Raw genomic sequence first — 18415 nt, forward strand, 5'->3', positions numbered from 1 at the left:
CCGTGGACACCAACGCCGTCCTCGACATCGGCATCGACGCCCTCGTGCTCGCCGCGAAGCTGTCCGCACCGGTCCTGGTCACCTCGCTCGTCGTGGGGTTCGTCGTGTCGCTGGTGCAGTCCGTGACGCAGATCCAGGAGGTCACGCTCAGCTTCGTGCCCAAGGCGATCGCGGCCGCGATCGCGCTCGTGGTCTCCGGGCACTGGATGATCTCCGAGCTCGTGGCCTTCACGCACGACCTCTTCGGGCGCATCCCCTCGCTCGTCGGGGGCTGACGTGGAGCCGATGACCGTCGCGCTGCCGCTCGCCGCGGTGCAGACCACGATGCTCGCCGGGGTGCGCATCGCCGCGTTCCTCGTCATCGCGCCGCCGTTCTCGCACCGCGTGGTGCCGAGCATGGTCAAGATCATGCTGGCGCTCGGTCTGGCCCTGGCGGTCGCGCCCGGGCTCGAGCCCGTGGACGCGGACGGCACCGGCGCGTTCGTCGGGGCCGTCGTGCTGGAGGCGGTCGTCGGGGCGGCGTTCGGCTTCCTGGTGATGCTGCTCTTCTCGGCGGTGCAGTCTGCGGGCACGCTCATCGACCTGTTCGGCGGCTTCCAGATGGCGGCCGCGTTCGACCCGATGAGCATGACCAGCGGGGCGCAGTTCCAGCGGCTCTACCAGATGACCGCCGTCGTGCTCCTGTTCGTCAGCGACGGCTACCAGGTGGTCCTCGCGGGACTGGTGCGTACCTTCGACGCCCTCCCGCTCGGCGCGGTCATGGACCTGTCCACGCTCGCGGAGTCCGTCACCACCGGGCTGTCGCAGATGTTCGTCGGCGCCCTGCAGATCGCCGGCCCGCTGCTGGTGGTCCTGTTCCTCGCGGACGTCGGCCTGGGGCTGCTCACGCGGGTGGCCCCCGCGCTCAACGCGTTCGCGCTCGGCTTCCCCCTGAAGATCTTGCTGACCCTGACGTTCGGCGCGTACGCCTTCCTGGCCCTGCCCGCGGTCGTGGAGGGCCTCACGGGGCGTTCCGTCGAGGCGATGCTGGGGGTGGCCCAGTGAGCGAGAGCGGCGAGCGCAGCCAGAAGGCCACCGCCCAGCGGATGAAGGACGTGCACGGCAAGGGCAAGCTCGGCCGGTCCCAGGACCTGTCGGCCTGGCTCGGGCTCGGTGCCGCGGCGTTCAGCCTGCCGATGGTGATCGAGCGTGCCCAGGGTGCCGCGCTCGACCAGCTCGCCGGGGTCCGGGACGTTGCCCAGCACCCCACCACCGCGGGTGCGGTGCAGGTGCTCGACGACGCCCTGGGGTCGGTGCTGACCACGCTCGCGCCGCTGTTCATCGCCGTCGTGCTGGTCACGGTGGCCGTGGCGGTCGCCCAGGGCGGGATCCACCGGCGCAAGTTCAAGCTCCACGTGGAGCACTTCTCGCCCGTGAACGCGGCCAAGCGGCTGGCCGGTCCCCAGGCCTGGTGGCAGGGCGTGCAGACCCTGCTCAAGACGGCCGCCGTCGCGCTCGTGCTCGTCGTCGGCCTCCAGGCGCTGGTGCCCACCCTCGTGTCGTCGGGCCAGCTGCCGCTGTCGCACCTGCTGTCCGTGGCCGGCGACGGCACCACGTCGCTGCTGCGGGCCGGCATCGCCGCCGGCATCCTCCTGGCGGTCGCCGACGTGTTCGTCGTGATGCGGCGCAACCGCAAGCAGACGCGGATGACCCTCCAGGAGGTCAAGGAGGAGAACAAGCGCACCGAGGGCGACCCCATGCTCAAGGGCGCCATCCGTTCCAAGCAGCTGGCCATGAGCCGCAACCGCATGATGTCGGAGGTCGCCACCGCCGACGTGGTCCTGGTCAACCCGACGCACGTCGCGGTCGCGCTGCGCTACGAGCCCGGATCGGGTGCGCCGAAGGTCGTCGCCAAGGGGGCCGGCGCCGTCGCGGCCCGCATCCGGGCCGAGGCCACCGAGCGTCGCGTCCCGATGGTCGAGGACGTGCCGCTGGCCCGTGCGCTGCACGCCGCGTGCGAGCTCGGCCAGGAGGTCCCGGCCCACCTGTTCACGGCCGTCGCCCGCGTCCTCGCCTTCGTCATGGCCCTGCGCCGGCGGGGAGCGGGGACCGGGCAGCACCGCGTCCCCGGTGGCTCGACGCTGCCGGCCGACGACACCACCGACCACCGGTCCGCGGCACGTGCCGCACGCCGGCCGGCCCGGGCGCCCCGCCCGCCGGCCACGGCGACCGGCCTGTCCGACCCGTCCGCCTCGTCGTCCGAGAAGCAGGGATCCCGATGAAGAACCGTTCCGTCGCACAGATGGCCGTGCCCGTCGGCGTCGTCGGCATCGTGCTCATGCTCGTGGTCCCGCTGCCCGCAGCGCTGCTCGACGTGCTCATCGCCGTCAACATCACGGCGTCGCTCGTCATCCTGCTCACCAGCATGTACGTGAAGCGGCCGCTGGACTTCTCGGTGTTCCCGTCGCTGATCCTCGTGTTCACGCTGTTCCGGCTGGGGCTCAACGTGGCCTCGACGCGGCTGGTCCTGCGGGACGGGTACGCCGGTCAGGTGATCGACGCGTTCGGCCACATCGTCGTCGGCGGGTCCCTGGTCATCGGCCTGGTGATCTTCCTGATCCTCGTGGTGATCCAGTTCGTCGTCATCACCAACGGCGCCGGCCGCGTGGCAGAGGTCGGGGCGCGGTTCACCCTCGACGCGATGCCCGGCAAGCAGATGGCGATCGACGCGGACCTGAACTCCGGCCTGATCGACGAGGACACCGCGCGCCAGCGGCGGGCCGACGTCGCCGCCGAGGCCGACTTCTACGGCGCGATGGACGGCGGGTCCAAGTTCGTCAAGGGCGACGCGATCGCCGGCATCATCATCACCGTCATCAACCTGGTCGGCGGCTTCGCCATCGGGATGCTGCAGATGGGGATGGCGCCGGCCGAGGCGCTGCAGCGGTTCAGCCTGCTGACCATCGGCGACGGCCTGGTCACCCAGATCCCCGCGCTGCTGCTCTCGGTCTCCACCGGCATCGTCGTCACGCGGGCGACCGCCGAGGGCGACATGGGCACCGCGGCCGCCAAGCAGCTCGGCCAGTCGCGGACCGCCCTGGTCATCGCGGGGGTCGGCGCCATCGCGCTCGCGCTGCTGCCGGGCATGCCGAAGCCGCCGTTCCTCATCGTGGGTGCCGGGCTCCTGCTGCTCGCGCAGCGGTCCCGCGCGAGCGAGGCCAAGGAGACCGCCGCGCAGGAGGCAGGGGCGGCGACGGCGTCCGTGGCACCGAGCAGCGACACGCCCGAGCAGCTCATCGAGCAGATGCGCGTGCACACCCTGGAGATCCTGCTCGCACCGGACCTCGTCGACCTCGTCGGAACCGGGCCGGACCAGGACCTGCTCGCTCGCGTGCGCGGGCTGCGGCGCAAGACCGCCCTCGAGCTCGGGATCGTCGTGCCGCCGGTGCGCACCCGGGACAGCGTCGACCTGCCGCGGTCCACCTACGTGGTGCGCATCGCGGGCGTCGAGGTGGGCCGCGGGGAGGCGCCGAGCGGCCGGATGCTCGCCCTCGGCGACGACCTGGGCGGGCTGCCGGGCACCCTCGTGCACGAGCCCGTCTTCGGCCTGCCGGGCAAGTGGATCCCGTCCGAGCTGCGGCACGCCGCGGAGATGTCCGGCGCCACGGTGGTCGACCGGGTCTCCGTGCTCATCACGCACCTGGGCGCCCTGATCAGCCAGCACGCCGCCCGCCTGCTCGGTCGCGAGGACGTGCGGGTCCTCACCGAGGGCGTCAAGCGCGTCAACCCGTCGGTGGTCGAGGAGCTCGTGCCCGGCCTGCTCAGCCTCGGCGAGGTGCAGCGGGTGCTGCAGGGCCTGCTGGCCGAGGAGGTGCCGATCCGCGACCTGGGCCGGATCTACGAGGCACTGACCCTGCGCGCCCGCGTCAGCACCGAGGCCGAGGGGCTGGTCGAGGCCGCGCGCGGCGCGCTCGGTCCCGCGCTCGGGGCGCTGTACGTGCAGGACGGGACGCTGCGCGCGGTCACGCTCGACGCGCTGCTCGAGCAGCAGCTCGTCGAGTCGCTGCGGCCGTCCGAGCACGGCACCCACCTGCTGGTGGACCCGGCACGGCTCGAGTCGGTGCTGGCGCAGCTGCGCGACGTCGTGGCCACGGCCGAGCAGGACGGCCGGACCGTGGTGCTCGCCTGCGCACCCGCCATCCGGCCCGCCCTGCGGCGACTGGTCGCCATGGGCCTGCCGCGGCTGCCCGTGCTGTCCTACGCCGAGGTCACGGGTGCGGGGGTCGTCGTGGAGACGGTGGGGGCGGTGAGCGGTGGTCACGCGATTGCTGCTTGAGGGCTCCGACCTCGCCGAGCTGATGGCCCAGGTGCGTGAGGAGCTCGGGCCGGGTGCCCGGGTGGTCAGCGCCGAGCGCGTCCGCAGCGGGGGCCTGGCGGGGTTCTTCGCCCGGGAGAGGTTCGAGCTGACCGTCGACGTCCCCGAGCCGGCCCCGTCGCGGCCGCGGGGCCTGCGGGGTCCGGCGCCCGTGCGCCCCGCCGCCGGGATCGAGGCGCTCCTGGCGGCGGCCGACGCGTCCGACGCGCTGCCCGACGGCTCGCTGCCCGAGCCGTTCGAGCCCGCACCGCCCGGGCTGGGCCGCCCGTGGCCCACCGCCGTGTCCACGGGCGGGCCGTCGTTCGCCGCTGTCCTGGACCAGGTGCGGTCGATGGCCGGGGCGCCGGAGCCTGCCGACATCGAGGTGCCCGCACCGCCGCCCGAGGACCCCCTGCGGGTCGCGCTGCGTGGGCTGGGCGTTCCCGACGAGCTGCTCGGCGTCGGCACGCTGACCCTGCCCGCGGTGCTCGCCCGCATCCCGGCTCCGCCCCCGACCCCCCGCGGGCCCGGGCAGGTGATCGCGGTCGTCGGCGCCGAGCAGGACGTCGACGCCGTCGCGTGGCTGCTGGCCGAGCGGCTGCGGGTCGACCGGTCGGCCGTCATGGTCGCCGGTGCGCCCGGCGCCAGGACGGCCGCGCGCACGGACCTGTCACGCGCGACGCGCGCCGCCGAGGTCGCCGGCTGGCGCGACCACGCGGCCCGCGCGACGCACCCCGGCGTCCTGTCGCTGGCCGTCGGACCGGACCCCGCCGACCGTGCCGAGGCGGCGACGCTCCTGCGGGCCGCGCGCGCCGACCAGGCCTGGGCCGTCGTCGACGCGCGCACCAAGACGGCGGACGCCGCCACCTGGATCGCCCAGGTGGGCGACGGCGGCATCGGCGCGGTCGCCGTGCGGGGCCTGTTCGACACGGCCCAGCCCGGCACGGTCCTGGACCTCGGGGTCCCGGTGGTCTGGGTCGACGGTGTGCCCGCGACGACGGTGGCCTGGGCCGCGGCGCTCGGTCAGGCCCTCGGGCCGCGCCCGCGCTGGGACACCGACGCACCCGGCGCACCCGGCGAGGCCGGTCGCGGCGGACCCGGGATCGCGGGGTAGGGTCACCGCATGCTGGTGCTCAGCCGTCGCGTGGGGGAACGGCTCGTGATCGGTGACGACATCGTCGTCACCATCATCGAGGTCCGCAGCGACGGCGTGCGCATCGGCATCGACGCCCCGCGCGACGTGCGCGTGCACCGCGCCGAGGTGCTCGACGCGCTCATGGCGGCCAACGTCGAGGCGGTCGCCGCCGACGACCGGACGGCCGCACAGCTGCGCCGGCTGGTCTCGCCCGCCGCCGGCACCAGCCCCGACGAACCCTCAGGAACGCCCCCCACCGACCGATGAGGACGGACGCCGGCACGCGAGGTCCGCGGCGGGCGGGAGGGCACCGTGGAGGACGTCGACGAGATCGTCCGTGAGTTCTTGGTCGAGAGCTACGAGAACCTGGACCAGCTGGACCGCGACCTCGTGGCGCTCGAGGAGTCGCCCGGCTCCCGCCCCCTGCTGAGCAGCGTCTTCCGCACGATCCACACGATCAAGGGCACCAGCGGGTTCCTCGCGTTCGGGCGCCTGGAGCGCGTCACGCACGTGGGCGAGAACCTGCTGGTGGAGCTGCGCGACGGTCGCCGCTCGATGGACCAGCCGACCACCGACGTGCTCCTGCGGCTGACGGACGTCGTGCGCGAGATCCTCGCCGCGATCGAGGCGGACGGCACGGAGGGTGACGTCGAGATCGACGCCGTGATCGCCGCGGTGGACGCGGTCCGCGACGGACGCGTGCCCGCCGTCGAGCCCGCCCCGCCCGCGCCCACGCCCGGGCCGGCGACCGCGGAGCCCGCCGCGGTCGCACCCGTCGCCGTCGCGCCCGCCGCAGCCGTCCCGGCCCAGGCCGTTCCAGCCGTCCCGGCCCAGCCCGCCGCGCCCGCCGCCGAGCACCTCCCCGAGGAGGGCGGCACGCTGCGCAGCGCCGTCGACACCTCGATCCGCGTGGACGTCGACCTGCTCGACGCGCTGATGCGCCAGGTGGGCGAGCTGGTGCTCGCCCGCAACGCGATCAGCCGGCTCGCGTCCAGGACCGACGACGTCGACCTGGCGCGCTCGGCGCAGCGCCTCAACCTCATCGCCGGCGAGCTGCAGGAGGGCGTCATGAAGACGCGCATGCAGCCCATCGAGCACGTCTGGTCCAAGATGCCGCGCATCGTGCGGGACCTGGCCGCCGCGTGCGGGCGTGAGGTCCAGCTCGAGATGGTCGGTGGCGACACCGAGCTCGACCGCGGGCTGCTCGAGGCCGTCAAGGACCCGCTGACCCACCTCGTGCGCAACGCCGTCGACCACGGGCTCGAGCCGGCCGACGTGCGGCTCGCCGCGGGCAAGGCCGCCAAGGGCGTGCTGACGCTGCGGGCCTACCACTCGGGCGGCCAGGTGGTGGTCGAGGTCGCCGACGACGGCCGCGGCATCGACCCCGAGCAGATCGCGGCGAAGGCGGTCGAGAAGGGTCTGCGCACGCCCGACCAGCTGGCCGCCGTCAGTCACGCCGAGCTGCTTCAGCTGCTGTTCCTGCCCGGCTTCTCCACCGCGGAGGCCGTGACCAACGTGTCCGGCCGCGGGGTGGGCATGGACGTGGTGCGGACCAAGGTCGAGGCCATCGGCGGGACCGTCGACGTGGACTCCACCGTGGGATCGGGCACGGTCTGGCGCCTGCGCATCCCGCTGACGCTGGCGATCATGCCCGCGCTGACCGTGGAGTGCGCGGGCGACCTGTACGCCGTGCCCCAGGTCAACCTGCTCGAGCTCGTCGCGCTCGACGGGCAGCGGTCGGGATCGGGCATCGAGTACGTGCACGCCGTGCCGGTCTACCGGCTGCGCGGCGAGCTGCTGCCGCTGGTCTCGCTCGCTGCGGTGCTGGGCGTCCAGGACGGCCCGACGGCGGGATCGAGCGTCATCGCCGTGGTCCAGGCGGACCACCAGCGCTTCGGGCTGCTGGTCGACCGCGTGCTCAACACCGAGGAGATCGTGGTCAAGCCGCTGTCGAGCCGGCTGAAGTCCATCGGCGGGTACGCGGGGGCGACCGTCCTCGGCGACGGCCGGGTGGCGCTCATCCTCGACGTGCAGGCCATCGCGCGCCGCGCGCTGGTAGGCGCGCTGGAGCAGGTCAGCGAGGCCGCACGGCGCGCCGCCGAGGTAACCGTGGACGCCCCGCAGCTCGAGCCGGTGCTCGTCGTCGGCATCGGCGGCGGCCGTCGGGTCGCCATGCCGCTGGCGTCGGTCGCGCGGCTGGAGCACCTCCGGGCCGCCCAGGTCGAGCTGGTGGGCGGGCGCGAGGTCGTGCAGTACCGCGGCACCATCCTGCCGCTGACCCGCCTCGACCGGCTGCTGGGCGCGTACGGGGAGCCGGTCGACGAGCGCAGCGACGAGCTGCTCGTCGTCGTCTACTCCCGCGCGGGCCGCAGCGTCGGCCTCGTCGTGCAGGAGATCGTGGACATCGTCGACGACGACGTCGCGCAGCACTCCGACATCGACGACAGGGGCCTGGTCGGCTCGACGGTGGTGGGGGAGCGCGTCACCGAGCTGCTCGACGTGCGGAGCGCCGTCCTCGCCGCGGACAGCGCGTTCTACGACGAGCCCGTGCGCGCACCCGAACCGGACCCGCTCGCCGGGCACGCCGACCTGGTGGGAGCCGGCCGATGAGCCAGTACGTCACGTTCACGCTCGACGGCAGCCTCTACGGCATCGACGTGCTGCGGGTGCAGGAGGCGCTGCGCTCGCACGCCCGGACCCGGGTGCCGCTCGCCCCGCCGACCGTCGCCGGCCTGGTGAACCTCCGTGGGCAGGTGGTCCTCGCGATCGACCTGCGCACCCGCCTCGGGCTGCCGCGCCGCACGGATCTGGCCGAGCCGATGATGGTCGTGGTGCAGGTGGACGGCGAGGCGGTGAGCCTGCTCGTCGACGAGATCGGCGACGTGGTCGAGGTCGGCCCCGGCTCGTTCGAGACGCCGCCCGACACGCTCGACCCGGCGCTGCGTGCGCTGATCCTGGGCGCGCACAAGCTCGAGGGTGCGCTGCTCCTGGTGCTCGACGTGGACCAGGCCGCCGCCGCCTGACGCGTGCCCGACTCCGGGCGGGGCAACCACTCATCCCCGGTCGGTGGCGGCCGATCGAGGGAGCGGGCCCATCAGGGGTCTCGCAGAAGGGAGCCCCATGTCGACGACCCCGCACGTGGCCCGTGACCGCAGGGTGAACCGTGGCTCATGGTTCGCGGACCGTTCCGTGCGGACCAAGATCCTGGGGCTGACCGCGATCCTCGCGCTCACGGCAGCAGGGTCCGGTGTCTACGCCCTCGTCATGCTCCGGGTGGTGGCGGAGGAGACGCGCCAGCTGTCCTCGGTGATGACCACGATCATGGCGCCGCTGCGCACCGTCCACCAGGACCAGCTGGATGCACGGTTGATCGTCGCCCAGCTCGGTGCGACGAGCAGCCCGCGGGCCCAGCAGCACTGGCTCGAGGAGCTGGCCGCGAACGACCAGGAGACGGACCAGGCGATCGCGGACGTCGAGGCCGCCGGCGGTGGCCAGTTCGCCACCTGGCCCCGGTTCCGCACCGCGTTCGCCGAGTGGCGCACCGCGCGCGACGAGCAGCTGGTGCCGGCCGCGACGAGCGGGGACGGCGCCGAGTACGAGCGCGTGATGGACGAGGTCACCGAGCCTCTCAGGTCCACCTTCGTGGACGCCCTCGACGCGGCGGCCCGCGCGGGGGACGCGTACGGGCAGGACATCGCCGACCAGGCCGACGCCCAGGCGTCGCGCGTCTCGGCCATCCTGATCACGACCCTGGTGCTCGCGGTCATCGGCGTCACGGCGCTCGGCGCCGTCGTCGCCCGCTCCATCCGCAGGTCGGCGCTGCGTGTCCAGCGTGCGCTCGAGGCGATGTCGCACGGAGACCTGACCGTGCGCGCCGACGTGCGCGGCCGTGACGAGCTGGGCCGGATGGCCGCCGCGCTGGCCTCCGCCCAGGCTGCGCTGCGGCAGACCCTGGGTGGGGTGGTGGAGACGGCTGAGACGGTCACTGCGGCGGCGCACGAGCTGTCGGCGTCGTCGGGTCAGGTGGCGGCGGGGTCGGATGAGACCAGTGCGCAGGCGGGGGTGGTGGCGGCTGCGGCGGAGCAGGTGTCGCGCAACGTGCAGGCGGTGGCGGCGGGTGCTGAGCAGATGGGTGCCTCGATCCGGGAGATCGCGCAGAACGCGAACCAGGCGGCGAAGGTGGCGGGTCAGGCGACGGTGGTGGCGTCGTCGGCCAATGAGCAGGTGGCGCGGTTGGGGGAGTCGTCCCAGCAGATCGGCAACGTGGTCAAGACGATCACGAGCATCGCGGAGCAGACGAACCTGTTGGCGTTGAACGCCACGATCGAGGCGGCGCGTGCGGGGGAGGCGGGCAAGGGGTTTGCGGTGGTGGCCGGTGAGGTCAAGGAGCTGGCTTCGGAGACGGCGCGGGCTACCGAGGACATCGCGCGTCGGGTGGAGGCGATCCAGGCGGACACCTCCGGTGCGGTGGCGGCGATCGGGCAGATCGCGGCGATCATCGCCTCGATCAACGACTACCAGCTGACGATCGCCAGTGCGGTCGAGGAGCAGACGGCCACGACGAACGAGATGTCGCGGGGGGTGGCGGAGGCGGCGACCGGGTCGGGGGAGATCGCGGTCAACATCAGCGGTGTGGCGTCCTCGGCGGCGATGTCCTCGCAGGTGCTGGGGCAGATGGGTCAGGCCGTCGACGAGCTGGCGCGGTTGTCCACCGACCTGCGCACCCGCGCCTCCGCCTTCCAGTTCTGACCCGGCCCGAGTCGCGGCCGGACGAGTACGGGCGAACCGGGACGGACCGGCACCCCGCCGCACGCCGCGGCGGGGTGCCGGCCCGGGAGCGCTCATTTCCGCGGGTGCGCAGCCGATCGGTGGGCCGACGCGACCGCGCACTCCGAGGAGCTCCACATGAGCACGACCCGCCCGTCGAGCACTGCCCCCGACCAGCGGCGTGCGGGGTCGTGGCTGCGCAACCGCTCGGTGCGCACCAAGATCCTCGGCGTGATCCTGCTGCTCGCCACGATCACCGCCGGGTCAGGCGCCTACGCCGTGCTCTCGCTGCGTGGAGCAGCCGCGGACAGCCAGGAGCTGGCGATGATCACGTCGCAGATCGTCGGCACCCGGGTCGAGATCCAGGAGCGACAGGCCCAGGCGCGGCTGGTCGTCGCGCAGCTCGCTGCGCTGGACGACCCCGCCGACGAGGCGCCGTGGCTGGCCGAGCAGGCCACGAACGACGCGGCGATGGCCGCCGCGATGGAGGCGTACGACGCCTCGGAGGCGGCGGCGGACGAGAGCTGGCAGGGCTTCCGGGGGCACTACGAGGCATGGCTCCAGGCCCGCGACGAGCAGCTGGTCCCCGCCGCTACCGGCGACGACCCCGCCGCGTACGCCGCGGTGCTCAGCGACGTCAGCGAGCCGCTCGTGGCGGACTTCCTGGCGGACCTGGACGGCGTCGTCTCGGCGACGGTCGCGTACTCGGATGACCTCGCGGACACGTCCTCGGCCCAGGCCGAGCGCGCGGCCGTCACCCTCGCGGTGAGCCTGGCGGTCGCCCTCGTGGCGTCGCTGGTGCTCGGGTTCGCGCTCGCCAACCAGGTGGTCGGTGGGGTGGTGCGGGTCCGGCGCTCGCTCAACGCCATGGCCACCGGCGACTTCACCGTCCGTGTCCCGGTGACGTCGGACGACGAGCTCGGCCGGATGGCCCACGCGCTGAACAAGGCGCAGAACGCGGTGCGGTCCGCGCTGGGTGGGGTGGTGGAGACGGCTGAGACGGTCACTGCGGCGGCGCACGAGCTGTCGGCGTCGTCGGGTCAGGTGGCGGCGGGGTCGGATGAGACCAGTGCGCAGGCGGGGGTGGTGGCGGCTGCGGCGGAGCAGGTGTCGCGCAACGTGCAGGCGGTGGCGGCGGGTGCTGAGCAGATGGGTGCCTCGATCCGGGAGATCGCGCAGAACGCGAACCAGGCGGCGAAGGTGGCGGGTCAGGCGACGGTGGTGGCGTCGTCGGCCAATGAGCAGGTGGCGCGGTTGGGGGAGTCGTCCCAGCAGATCGGCAACGTGGTCAAGACGATCACGAGCATCGCGGAGCAGACGAACCTGTTGGCGTTGAACGCCACGATCGAGGCGGCGCGTGCGGGGGAGGCGGGCAAGGGGTTCGCGGTGGTGGCCGGTGAGGTCAAGGAGCTGGCTTCGGAGACGGCGCGGGCTACCGAGGACATCGCGCGTCGGGTGGAGGCGATCCAGGCGGACACCTCCGGTGCGGTGGCGGCGATCGGGCAGATCGCGGCGATCATCGCCTCGATCAACGACTACCAGCTGACGATCGCCAGTGCGGTCGAGGAGCAGACGGCCACGACGAACGAGATGTCGCGGGGGGTGGCGGAGGCGGCGACCGGGTCGGGGGAGATCGCGGTCAACATCAGCGGTGTGGCGTCCTCGGCGGCGATGTCCTCGCAGGTGCTGGGGCAGATGGGTCAGGCCGTCGACGAGCTGGCGCGGTTGTCCACCGACCTGCGCACCCGCGCCTCCGCCTTCCAGTTCTGACGGGCGCCCGATCGTGACGCCCGAGCACCGCCGCTCCCGCCGCGGCGGCCACCACGAGTCGGGCACCTCGCCCGATGGAGGATCGACATGAGCAGGACGCGCACCCCGGCCCGCTGGTTCTGGGACCGGACGATCGGGCTCAAGTTCGCCACGGCGCTGGTGGTGCTCGGGACGACCTTCGGGCTCGTCGGCGGCGCCGGCGCGGTCGCGCTCTACCGGGCCGGGCAGAACCTCGAGGAGATGTCCGTGCTGACCGGCCGGCTGCAGGCGGCGATGGCCGAGCTGCGGACGGGGCAGACCCGCAGCCACCTGCTGGTACACCAGGCGGCGGCGGACGCGGAGGACCGCGATCGGCTGCTGGCGGCCTCCGCGTCGGTCGACAAGGACATGGCCCGGCAGATCGCCGTCGTCGAGGAGTTCGCCCAGGCCCGAGGTCCGCAGTGGGCGGACTTCGTCGACCGGTGGGGCGCCTGGCAGTCCTACCGTGACGCGACCCTGCTGCCGTTCGTGCAGGCGGGTGACGTTCCTGGTCTCGCCGGGGCGACCCACGCGAACGACGCCGCCGACCCCGACGCGGCCAGCCGGCCCCTCGCGCTGGCTCAGGGCCAGGTGGACGAGCAGGTGGTGTCGATCCTCGCCGCCGGCCAGGCCGAGGTGGACCGGACGATCCTGGCCCTCGCCATCGCCTTCGTGGTCGGTGCCGTCGGGTCGGCGGCGCTCGCCATGGCGGTGACCCGCCGGATCACGCGAGCGGTCCGCGGCGTCAAGGGGTCGCTGGACGCCATGGCCGCCGGTGACCTCACGGTCGTGTCGCCGGTGGAGTCCCGGGACGAGACCGGTCGCATGGCCGAGTCGCTCAACCGGGCGCAGACGTCGTTGCGCGCGACGCTCGCGGGCGTGGTGGAGACCGCCGCGGGCGTGGCCGCGTCGGCGGAGCAGCTCTCGGAGTCCAACGGGCGCGTGGCGGGTGCCGCTCAGGAGACGAGCGGGCGGGCCGGCATCGCGGCGGCCGCCGCCGAGCAGGTGTCCCGCAACGTGCAGTCGGTGGCGGCGGGCGCCGAGCAGATGGGCGCCTCGATCCGGGAGATCGCGCAGAACGCGACGCAGGCCGCCAAGGTCGCGCACCAGGCCACCGGCGTCGCGCAGGCGACCAACCAGCAGGTGGCCCGGCTGGGGGAGTCCAGCCAGCAGATCGGCAACGTCGTCAAGACGATCACGAGCATCGCCGCCCAGACCAACCTGCTGGCCCTCAACGCCACCATCGAGGCCGCGCGCGCCGGACAGGCGGGCAAGGGCTTCGCCGTCGTTGCGGGTGAGGTCAAGGAGCTGGCGTCGGAGACGGCCCGTGCCACGGAGGACATCGCCCGACGGGTCGAGGCCATCCAGGTGGAGACGGCCGGCGCGATGTCGGCGATCGCCGAGATCAGCGCGATCGTGACGTCGATCAACGACTTCCAGCTCACGATCGCCTCGGCGGTCGAGGAGCAGACGGCGACCACGAACGAGATGTCGCGCGGAGTCGCCGAGGCGGCGGCGGGCTCGGGGGAGATCGCGGCGAACATCACGGGCGTGGCGGCCGCGGCGCGCAGCAGCACCGACGAGCTGGACGGTGTCGGCGTGCAGGTCGACGAGCTCACGGTCCTCTCGCACCGGCTGCGCGAGCGTGTGGCCGCGTTCACGTTCTGACCCGCTCACAAGGAACGCGCCCGCGCCGATAGGCACCATGACACCGGACTCCCGGTGGTTACCCCGGAGGAACCGTGTCGAGGATCCGCGTGCTGGTGGTGGACGACTCGGTCGTCATCCGCCGGCTGGTGTCCGACGCGCTGTCGGTGGACCCCGAGATCGAGGTCGTCGGCGTCGCGGCCAACGGACGCCTGGCGCTGGCCAGGATCGCCCAGCTGGTGCCGGACCTGGTCACCATGGACATCGAGATGCCGGAGATGGACGGCATCGAGGCGGTCCGCGAGCTGCGTCGCGCCGGCAACCGGGTACCGGTCGTCATGTTCTCGACCCTCACCGAGCGCGGCGCGTCGGCCACCCTGGACGCGCTGGCGGCCGGGGCGCAGGACTACGTGACCAAGCCGGCGAACGTCGGCAGCGTGCAGGAGTCCCTCGCGCAGGTCGCCGAGAACCTGATCCCCAAGATCAAGGCGCTCGTCGGACCGGCCCGCGGCCGCGTGCCGCTCGGCACGGCCCCGGGCCGTACCGTCCCCGTCGGCACCGGCGGCACCGCCCCCGTGGCTGACGCGCTGCTCCGTCCGCTCGCCCACCGCGCGGCCCGGCCCGCGGTCACGCTGCGCGCCGCACCGGCGCCGCACGCGGTCCGGGCGGTGGTGCTCGGCTCGTCGACCGGCGGCCCCGAGGCGCTGTCCCGGCTGCTCGGGGCGCTGACCGTCCCGCCGCCCGTCCCCGTGCTCGTGGTCCAGCACATGCCCCCGGTCTTCACGCGCCAGCTCGCCGCCCGCCTGGACCGGCTCGGCCCGGCGCGCGTCGTCGAGGCCGAGGACGGGACGGAGCTGCTGCCCGGCACGGTCCACGTCGCGCCGGGCGACCGGCACCTGGAGGTCCGGCGTCGGGGGACCGTGCTGCGGACGGCGCTCGTCGACGGGCCGCCCGTCAACTTCTGCCGGCCGTCGGTCGACGTGCTGTTCCGCTCCGCGGTCCACGCCTACGGCGGCGACCTGCTCGCCGTGGTGCTCACGGGCATGGGGGCCGACGGCCGCACCGGGTGCGAGGACGTCGTCACCGCCGGCGGCACGGTCGTGGTGCAGGACGAGCCGACCAGCGTGGTGTGGGGGATGCCGGGCGCCGTCGCGACCGCCGGTCTCGCGCACCGGATGGTGCCGCTGCTCGACGTCGCCCCGACCGTCGAGCGCCTGCTCGCGGACGCTCCGGACGGGGGCGCCCGGTGGGCCTGAGCCCGGAGTCGTTCTCGTTCGTCGCCGACATGGTCCGCCGCCGCAGTGCCATCCAGCTGCTCGCCGGCAAGGAGTACCTGGTCGAGAGCCGCCTGCTGCCGCTCGCCCGCGAGCAGGGGCTGGCCGACGTCGACGCCTACGTCGTCCGGGTCCGAGCGGGCGGCGGACGCGAGGCCGACCTGGTCCGCATCGTGGAGGCGCTCGCCACCAACGAGACCTCGTGGTTCCGGGACGCCTCGCCGTTCCTGGCGCTCGCCTCGACGGTGGCGCCGGCGATCGTCGCGGACCGGGGTGCCGCCACCCGCCTGCGAGTGTGGTCCGCCGCCTGCTCGACCGGCCAGGAGCCGTACTCGATCGCGATGACGCTCGCCGACTGCCTGCCGCCGACCGTCTCGTTCGAGATCCTGGCCACGGACCTGTCCGAGCAGGTGCTCACCCGCGCCCGGGCAGGCCGGTACACCCAGCTCGAGGTCAACCGCGGGATGCCGGCCCCCATGCTGGTGCGGCACCTCGTGCGCTCCGGTCCGGAGTGGGAGGTCGTGCCCGAGCTGCGCGCGCAGGTCACGTTCCAGCAGCACAACCTGCTGGACGCACCCCCGGCGGGCGGCCCGTTCGACGTCGTCTTCCTGCGCAACGTGCTCATCTACTTCGACCTCGCCACCAAGCGCGCGATCCTGCGCCGCGTGCGCCGGGTGCTGCGCCCGGGCGGCGCGCTCCTGCTCGGCGGCGCGGAGACCACGATCGGCGTCGACGACGACTGGGTCCGCACGCCCGTGGGCGCGGGCTCCGTCTACCACCCCGTGCGTGCGGCGCCCCGGGCGAGCCCTCCGCCGCTGGACACGGTGCCCCCCAGGCAGGCATCCGCCGCGCGGTCCGTCCCGCAACCGTTCGTCCCCCCGTCCGTGCTGACCCGAGGAGCCCCACGATGAGAGCGCTCGTGATCGACGACTCCCGCACGATGCGCCGCATCGTGTCCGGCTCCCTGCAACCGCTCGGCTTCGAGACCCACGAGGCCGAGCACGGCCGCGCGGCCCTCGACCTGCTCGAGGGCGGCCTGGACGTCGACCTGGCGTGCATCGACTGGAACATGCCCGTGATGGACGGGCTGACCTTCGTCACCGAGGTCCGCGCCCGCCCGGCGTGGCGGAACGTCACCCTGATGATGGTGACCACCGAGAGCGAGCACGGGCAGATCGTGCGGGCGCTCGCGGCGGGCGCCCACGAGTACCTCATCAAGCCCTTCACCCCGGACGCGGTCCGGGCCAAGCTCGACCTGCTCGGGCTCCTGCCGCTCGAGGAGCAGGGATGAGCACCGTCGTGGAGCGCGACCAGGTCCTCGCCATCGCGCAGGAGGTGTTCGCCGCGATGGTCGACGGCGACACCGGCCTGCTGCAGCCCTGGTCCGGCGACGAGCCGGCGCTGCACGGCGCGGTCGTCGCGTGGGTGGACCTGCACGGCCCGTGGACCGGTCGCGCGGAGCTGACCACCGAGCTGGCGACCGCGCAGGCCCTCGCCCGCGTGCTGCTGGAGATGCGCGACGACGAGGCCGTCTCGCAGGTCGACCTCGTCGACGCGTTCGGCGAGGTGGCCAACGTCGTCGGTGGCAACGTGAAGTCGCTCCTGCCGCTGCGGGGCAGTCTCGGCCTGCCGCAGGTCGCGCCCGCCGCGCCGGTCGTGCGGGGCGCCGTGCTCGTCCAGAACCTCTCGCTCTCGTGGCGCGGCCGACCCCTGGTCGTCTCCGTGTGGGCCTACGACCAGCCTGCTCTCCCGGAAGGAACCTCCCTCGCATGATCCGCGTCCTCGTGACCGACGACAGCCGCGTGATGCGCCAGATCGTCATTCGCACGCTCCGCCAGGCCGGCTACGACTGGGAGGTCCGCGAGGCCGCCGACGGCCTGGAGGCCCTCGAGGCGATCCGGGCCGACGAGCCGGACGTCGTGCTGTCGGACTGGAACATGCCGAACCTGGACGGGATCGACCTGCTGCGCCGCCTCCGCGCGGAGGGGTTCGCCACGCCGTTCGGCTTCGTCACCTCGGAGGGCTCACCCGAGATGCGGGCCCAGGCGGAGGCGGCCGGTGCGCTGTTCCTCATCGCCAAGCCCTTCACGCCGGAGGCGTTCCGCGAGGTCATCGACCCGGTGCTCGCATGAGCCCGCAGACGCCCCTGCCGTCCGCGAAGGCGGTCCGCGAGCTCGTCGAGGGACTCGTCGGCCGCGACGTGCAGGTGACGACCGGCGGCGCGATGCTCGATCCGGCCGAGGGCGACGGGACCCTGGTCGGCGCGTACGTCGACGACCGGCTCGCGCTGACGGCGATCGTCCTGCTCGACCTGCCGCTGGCGGCGTACGTGGGTGCGGCGCTCGGGCTCGTGCCCGCCCGCACCGCGGAGTCCGCCGTGGCGGAGGGCGTGCTCCCGAGCGGGCTGCAGGAGAACGCGGGCGAGGTGCTCAACGTCCTGGCGTCGCTGTTCAACGCCGAGGGTGCACCGCACGTCCGCCTCGACACGATCTACCCGCCGGGGGGCCCGCTGCCGGCGGACGTCGCCACCTGGGTGCCGGCGTTCGTGCGACGCACCGACCTCGACATGGAGGTCTCCGGGTACGGTCCGGGGCGGTTCTCGCTGCTGGTGCTCTGACGCGACCGTTCACCCGTCCGGCTGTCTGCGCGGTGCCTGAGGCGCTAGCGTCCCGGGGGTGCACCCGTTCACGCCCGTCCCACGCAGCCCGGTCCGCCGCCGCGACGTGCGGACCGGTCGGGGGGCCGGTCGGATGCGCTGGGTCCGGACCGCCGTGCTGTCGGCGGTGTGCACGCTCGTGCTCGTGGGTGCACCGGTCGCCCTCGCCCCCACCGGGCCCGCGGTGACGCCGTCCGGGGACACCGTCGCCGAGCGGTCCCCCCAGCGCGACGACCCGGCCGGCCGGTCGGGCCAGCGGGAGCCCACCGGCACCGCGCCCACGCAGGGCGCGCCCACTCAGACCGCCCCCACGGAGACCGCCCCCACGGACACGGCGCCCACGGACACCGGCCCGACCGAGCCCGCCCCGACCTCGGACCAGCCCGGCCCAGCGCCGGCGGTGCCGGTCCCGGCGGCTCCGGTCCCGTCAGCCCCCCAGCCCGCCGCCCTGCCGCCCTCGCTGACGGACCAGATCGTCACCCGTACCAACGCCGAGCGCGCCGCCGCCGGCCTGGCCGCGCTGACCGTGTCGCCGTGCGCGACGGAGCAGGCGGTGGCGCGGACGGCGCTGCTGGTGGCCGAGAACAGGTTCGAGCACGACCCGCTGGAGCCCATCCTCGCGGCGTGCGGTGCACGTGCGGTGGGGGAGAACCTCGCGCTCGGCTACCCGACGGCGCCCGCCGTGGTGGCCGGGTGGATGGGCTCCGAGGGACACCGCGCCAACATCCTGAACAGCAGGTACACGCAGATCGGCGTGGGCTGCACGGCGGGGCCCCGAGGGCAGCTGTGCGCGCAGGTATTCATGGGCTGAACCG

18 protein-coding genes are annotated in these 18415 nt (G+C 74.0%); all 18 read left to right on the forward strand.

Annotated elements, in window-relative coordinates:
• Positions 1-2: 2 nt before the first annotated feature.
• The 18 genes from fliQ to KG102_RS02475 all read left to right on the forward strand — a co-directional run bounded on the left by fliQ (position 3) and on the right by KG102_RS02475 (position 18411).
• Positions 3-275: a flagellar biosynthesis protein FliQ gene (gene fliQ, locus KG102_RS02390; protein WP_208210057.1), complete on the forward strand. Its 273-nt coding sequence runs from the start codon at positions 3-5 to the stop codon at positions 273-275.
• A 10-nt stretch (positions 276-285) separates the two neighbouring features.
• Entirely contained in the window at positions 286-1044 is a 759-nt protein-coding gene (locus KG102_RS02395) for a flagellar biosynthetic protein FliR (RefSeq protein WP_208289523.1), read from the forward strand.
• Complete coding sequence (locus KG102_RS02400; RefSeq protein WP_208210055.1) at positions 1041-2261, forward strand: EscU/YscU/HrcU family type III secretion system export apparatus switch protein; 1221 nt, start codon at positions 1041-1043, stop codon at positions 2259-2261. Before KG102_RS02395 ends, KG102_RS02400 begins: the two co-directional genes overlap by 4 nt.
• The gene (locus KG102_RS02405) at positions 2258-4315 is read left to right on the forward strand and encodes a flagellar biosynthesis protein FlhA (RefSeq protein ID WP_208289522.1); all 2058 of its coding nucleotides are present in this window, start codon (positions 2258-2260) and stop codon (positions 4313-4315) included. Before KG102_RS02400 ends, KG102_RS02405 begins: the two co-directional genes overlap by 4 nt.
• Positions 4293-5447 carry a hypothetical protein gene (locus tag KG102_RS02410; protein WP_208210053.1) on the forward strand — a complete coding sequence of 385 codons (1155 nt, stop codon included), beginning with the start codon at positions 4293-4295 and terminating at the stop codon, positions 5445-5447. The genes KG102_RS02405 and KG102_RS02410 overlap by 23 nt, the downstream gene beginning before the upstream one ends.
• A 9-nt stretch (positions 5448-5456) precedes the next feature.
• Positions 5457-5735 (forward strand): carbon storage regulator CsrA, encoded by a 279-nt coding sequence (gene csrA / locus KG102_RS18890; protein ID WP_208210052.1) that lies wholly within the window; start codon positions 5457-5459, stop codon positions 5733-5735.
• A gap of 45 nt (positions 5736-5780) precedes the next feature.
• Positions 5781-8078 carry a chemotaxis protein CheA gene (locus KG102_RS02420; protein WP_208289521.1) on the forward strand — a complete coding sequence of 766 codons (2298 nt, stop codon included), beginning with the start codon at positions 5781-5783 and terminating at the stop codon, positions 8076-8078.
• Positions 8075-8491: a chemotaxis protein CheW gene (locus tag KG102_RS02425; RefSeq protein ID WP_208210050.1), complete on the forward strand. Its 417-nt coding sequence runs from the start codon at positions 8075-8077 to the stop codon at positions 8489-8491. The genes KG102_RS02420 and KG102_RS02425 overlap by 4 nt, the downstream gene beginning before the upstream one ends.
• Before the next feature lie 97 nt (positions 8492-8588).
• Positions 8589-10217 carry a methyl-accepting chemotaxis protein gene (locus KG102_RS02430; protein WP_213363025.1) on the forward strand — a complete coding sequence of 543 codons (1629 nt, stop codon included), beginning with the start codon at positions 8589-8591 and terminating at the stop codon, positions 10215-10217.
• A 156-nt stretch (positions 10218-10373) separates the two neighbouring features.
• On the forward strand, positions 10374-12005 hold the full coding sequence (locus tag KG102_RS02435; protein ID WP_208290595.1) for a methyl-accepting chemotaxis protein: 1632 nt from the start codon (positions 10374-10376) through the stop codon (positions 12003-12005).
• A gap of 87 nt (positions 12006-12092) precedes the next feature.
• Entirely contained in the window at positions 12093-13691 is a 1599-nt protein-coding gene (locus KG102_RS02440; protein WP_208290594.1) for a methyl-accepting chemotaxis protein, read from the forward strand.
• 74 nt (positions 13692-13765) lie between these two features.
• Complete coding sequence (locus KG102_RS02445) at positions 13766-14926, forward strand: protein-glutamate methylesterase/protein-glutamine glutaminase (RefSeq protein WP_208210046.1); 1161 nt, start codon at positions 13766-13768, stop codon at positions 14924-14926.
• Positions 14917-15855, forward strand: a complete 939-nt coding sequence (locus tag KG102_RS02450) for a CheR family methyltransferase (protein WP_208290593.1) — start codon at positions 14917-14919, stop codon at positions 15853-15855. The genes KG102_RS02445 and KG102_RS02450 overlap by 10 nt, the downstream gene beginning before the upstream one ends.
• On the forward strand, positions 15852-16235 hold the full coding sequence (locus KG102_RS02455) for a response regulator (RefSeq protein WP_208210044.1): 384 nt from the start codon (positions 15852-15854) through the stop codon (positions 16233-16235). Before KG102_RS02450 ends, KG102_RS02455 begins: the two co-directional genes overlap by 4 nt.
• Positions 16232-16717: a chemotaxis protein CheX gene (locus tag KG102_RS02460; RefSeq protein WP_208290592.1), complete on the forward strand. Its 486-nt coding sequence runs from the start codon at positions 16232-16234 to the stop codon at positions 16715-16717. The genes KG102_RS02455 and KG102_RS02460 overlap by 4 nt, the downstream gene beginning before the upstream one ends.
• Positions 16714-17076, forward strand: a complete 363-nt coding sequence (locus KG102_RS02465; RefSeq protein WP_208210042.1) for a response regulator — start codon at positions 16714-16716, stop codon at positions 17074-17076. The genes KG102_RS02460 and KG102_RS02465 overlap by 4 nt, the downstream gene beginning before the upstream one ends.
• Positions 17073-17561 carry a hypothetical protein gene (locus KG102_RS02470; RefSeq protein WP_208210041.1) on the forward strand — a complete coding sequence of 163 codons (489 nt, stop codon included), beginning with the start codon at positions 17073-17075 and terminating at the stop codon, positions 17559-17561. Before KG102_RS02465 ends, KG102_RS02470 begins: the two co-directional genes overlap by 4 nt.
• A gap of 58 nt (positions 17562-17619) precedes the next feature.
• On the forward strand, positions 17620-18411 hold the full coding sequence (locus KG102_RS02475; protein WP_208290591.1) for a CAP domain-containing protein: 792 nt from the start codon (positions 17620-17622) through the stop codon (positions 18409-18411).
• Positions 18412-18415: the final 4 nt, after the last annotated feature.

The sequence above is a fragment of the Cellulomonas fengjieae genome (assembly GCF_018388465.1).
Classification (GTDB): Bacteria; Actinomycetota; Actinomycetes; order Actinomycetales; family Cellulomonadaceae; genus Cellulomonas; species Cellulomonas fengjieae.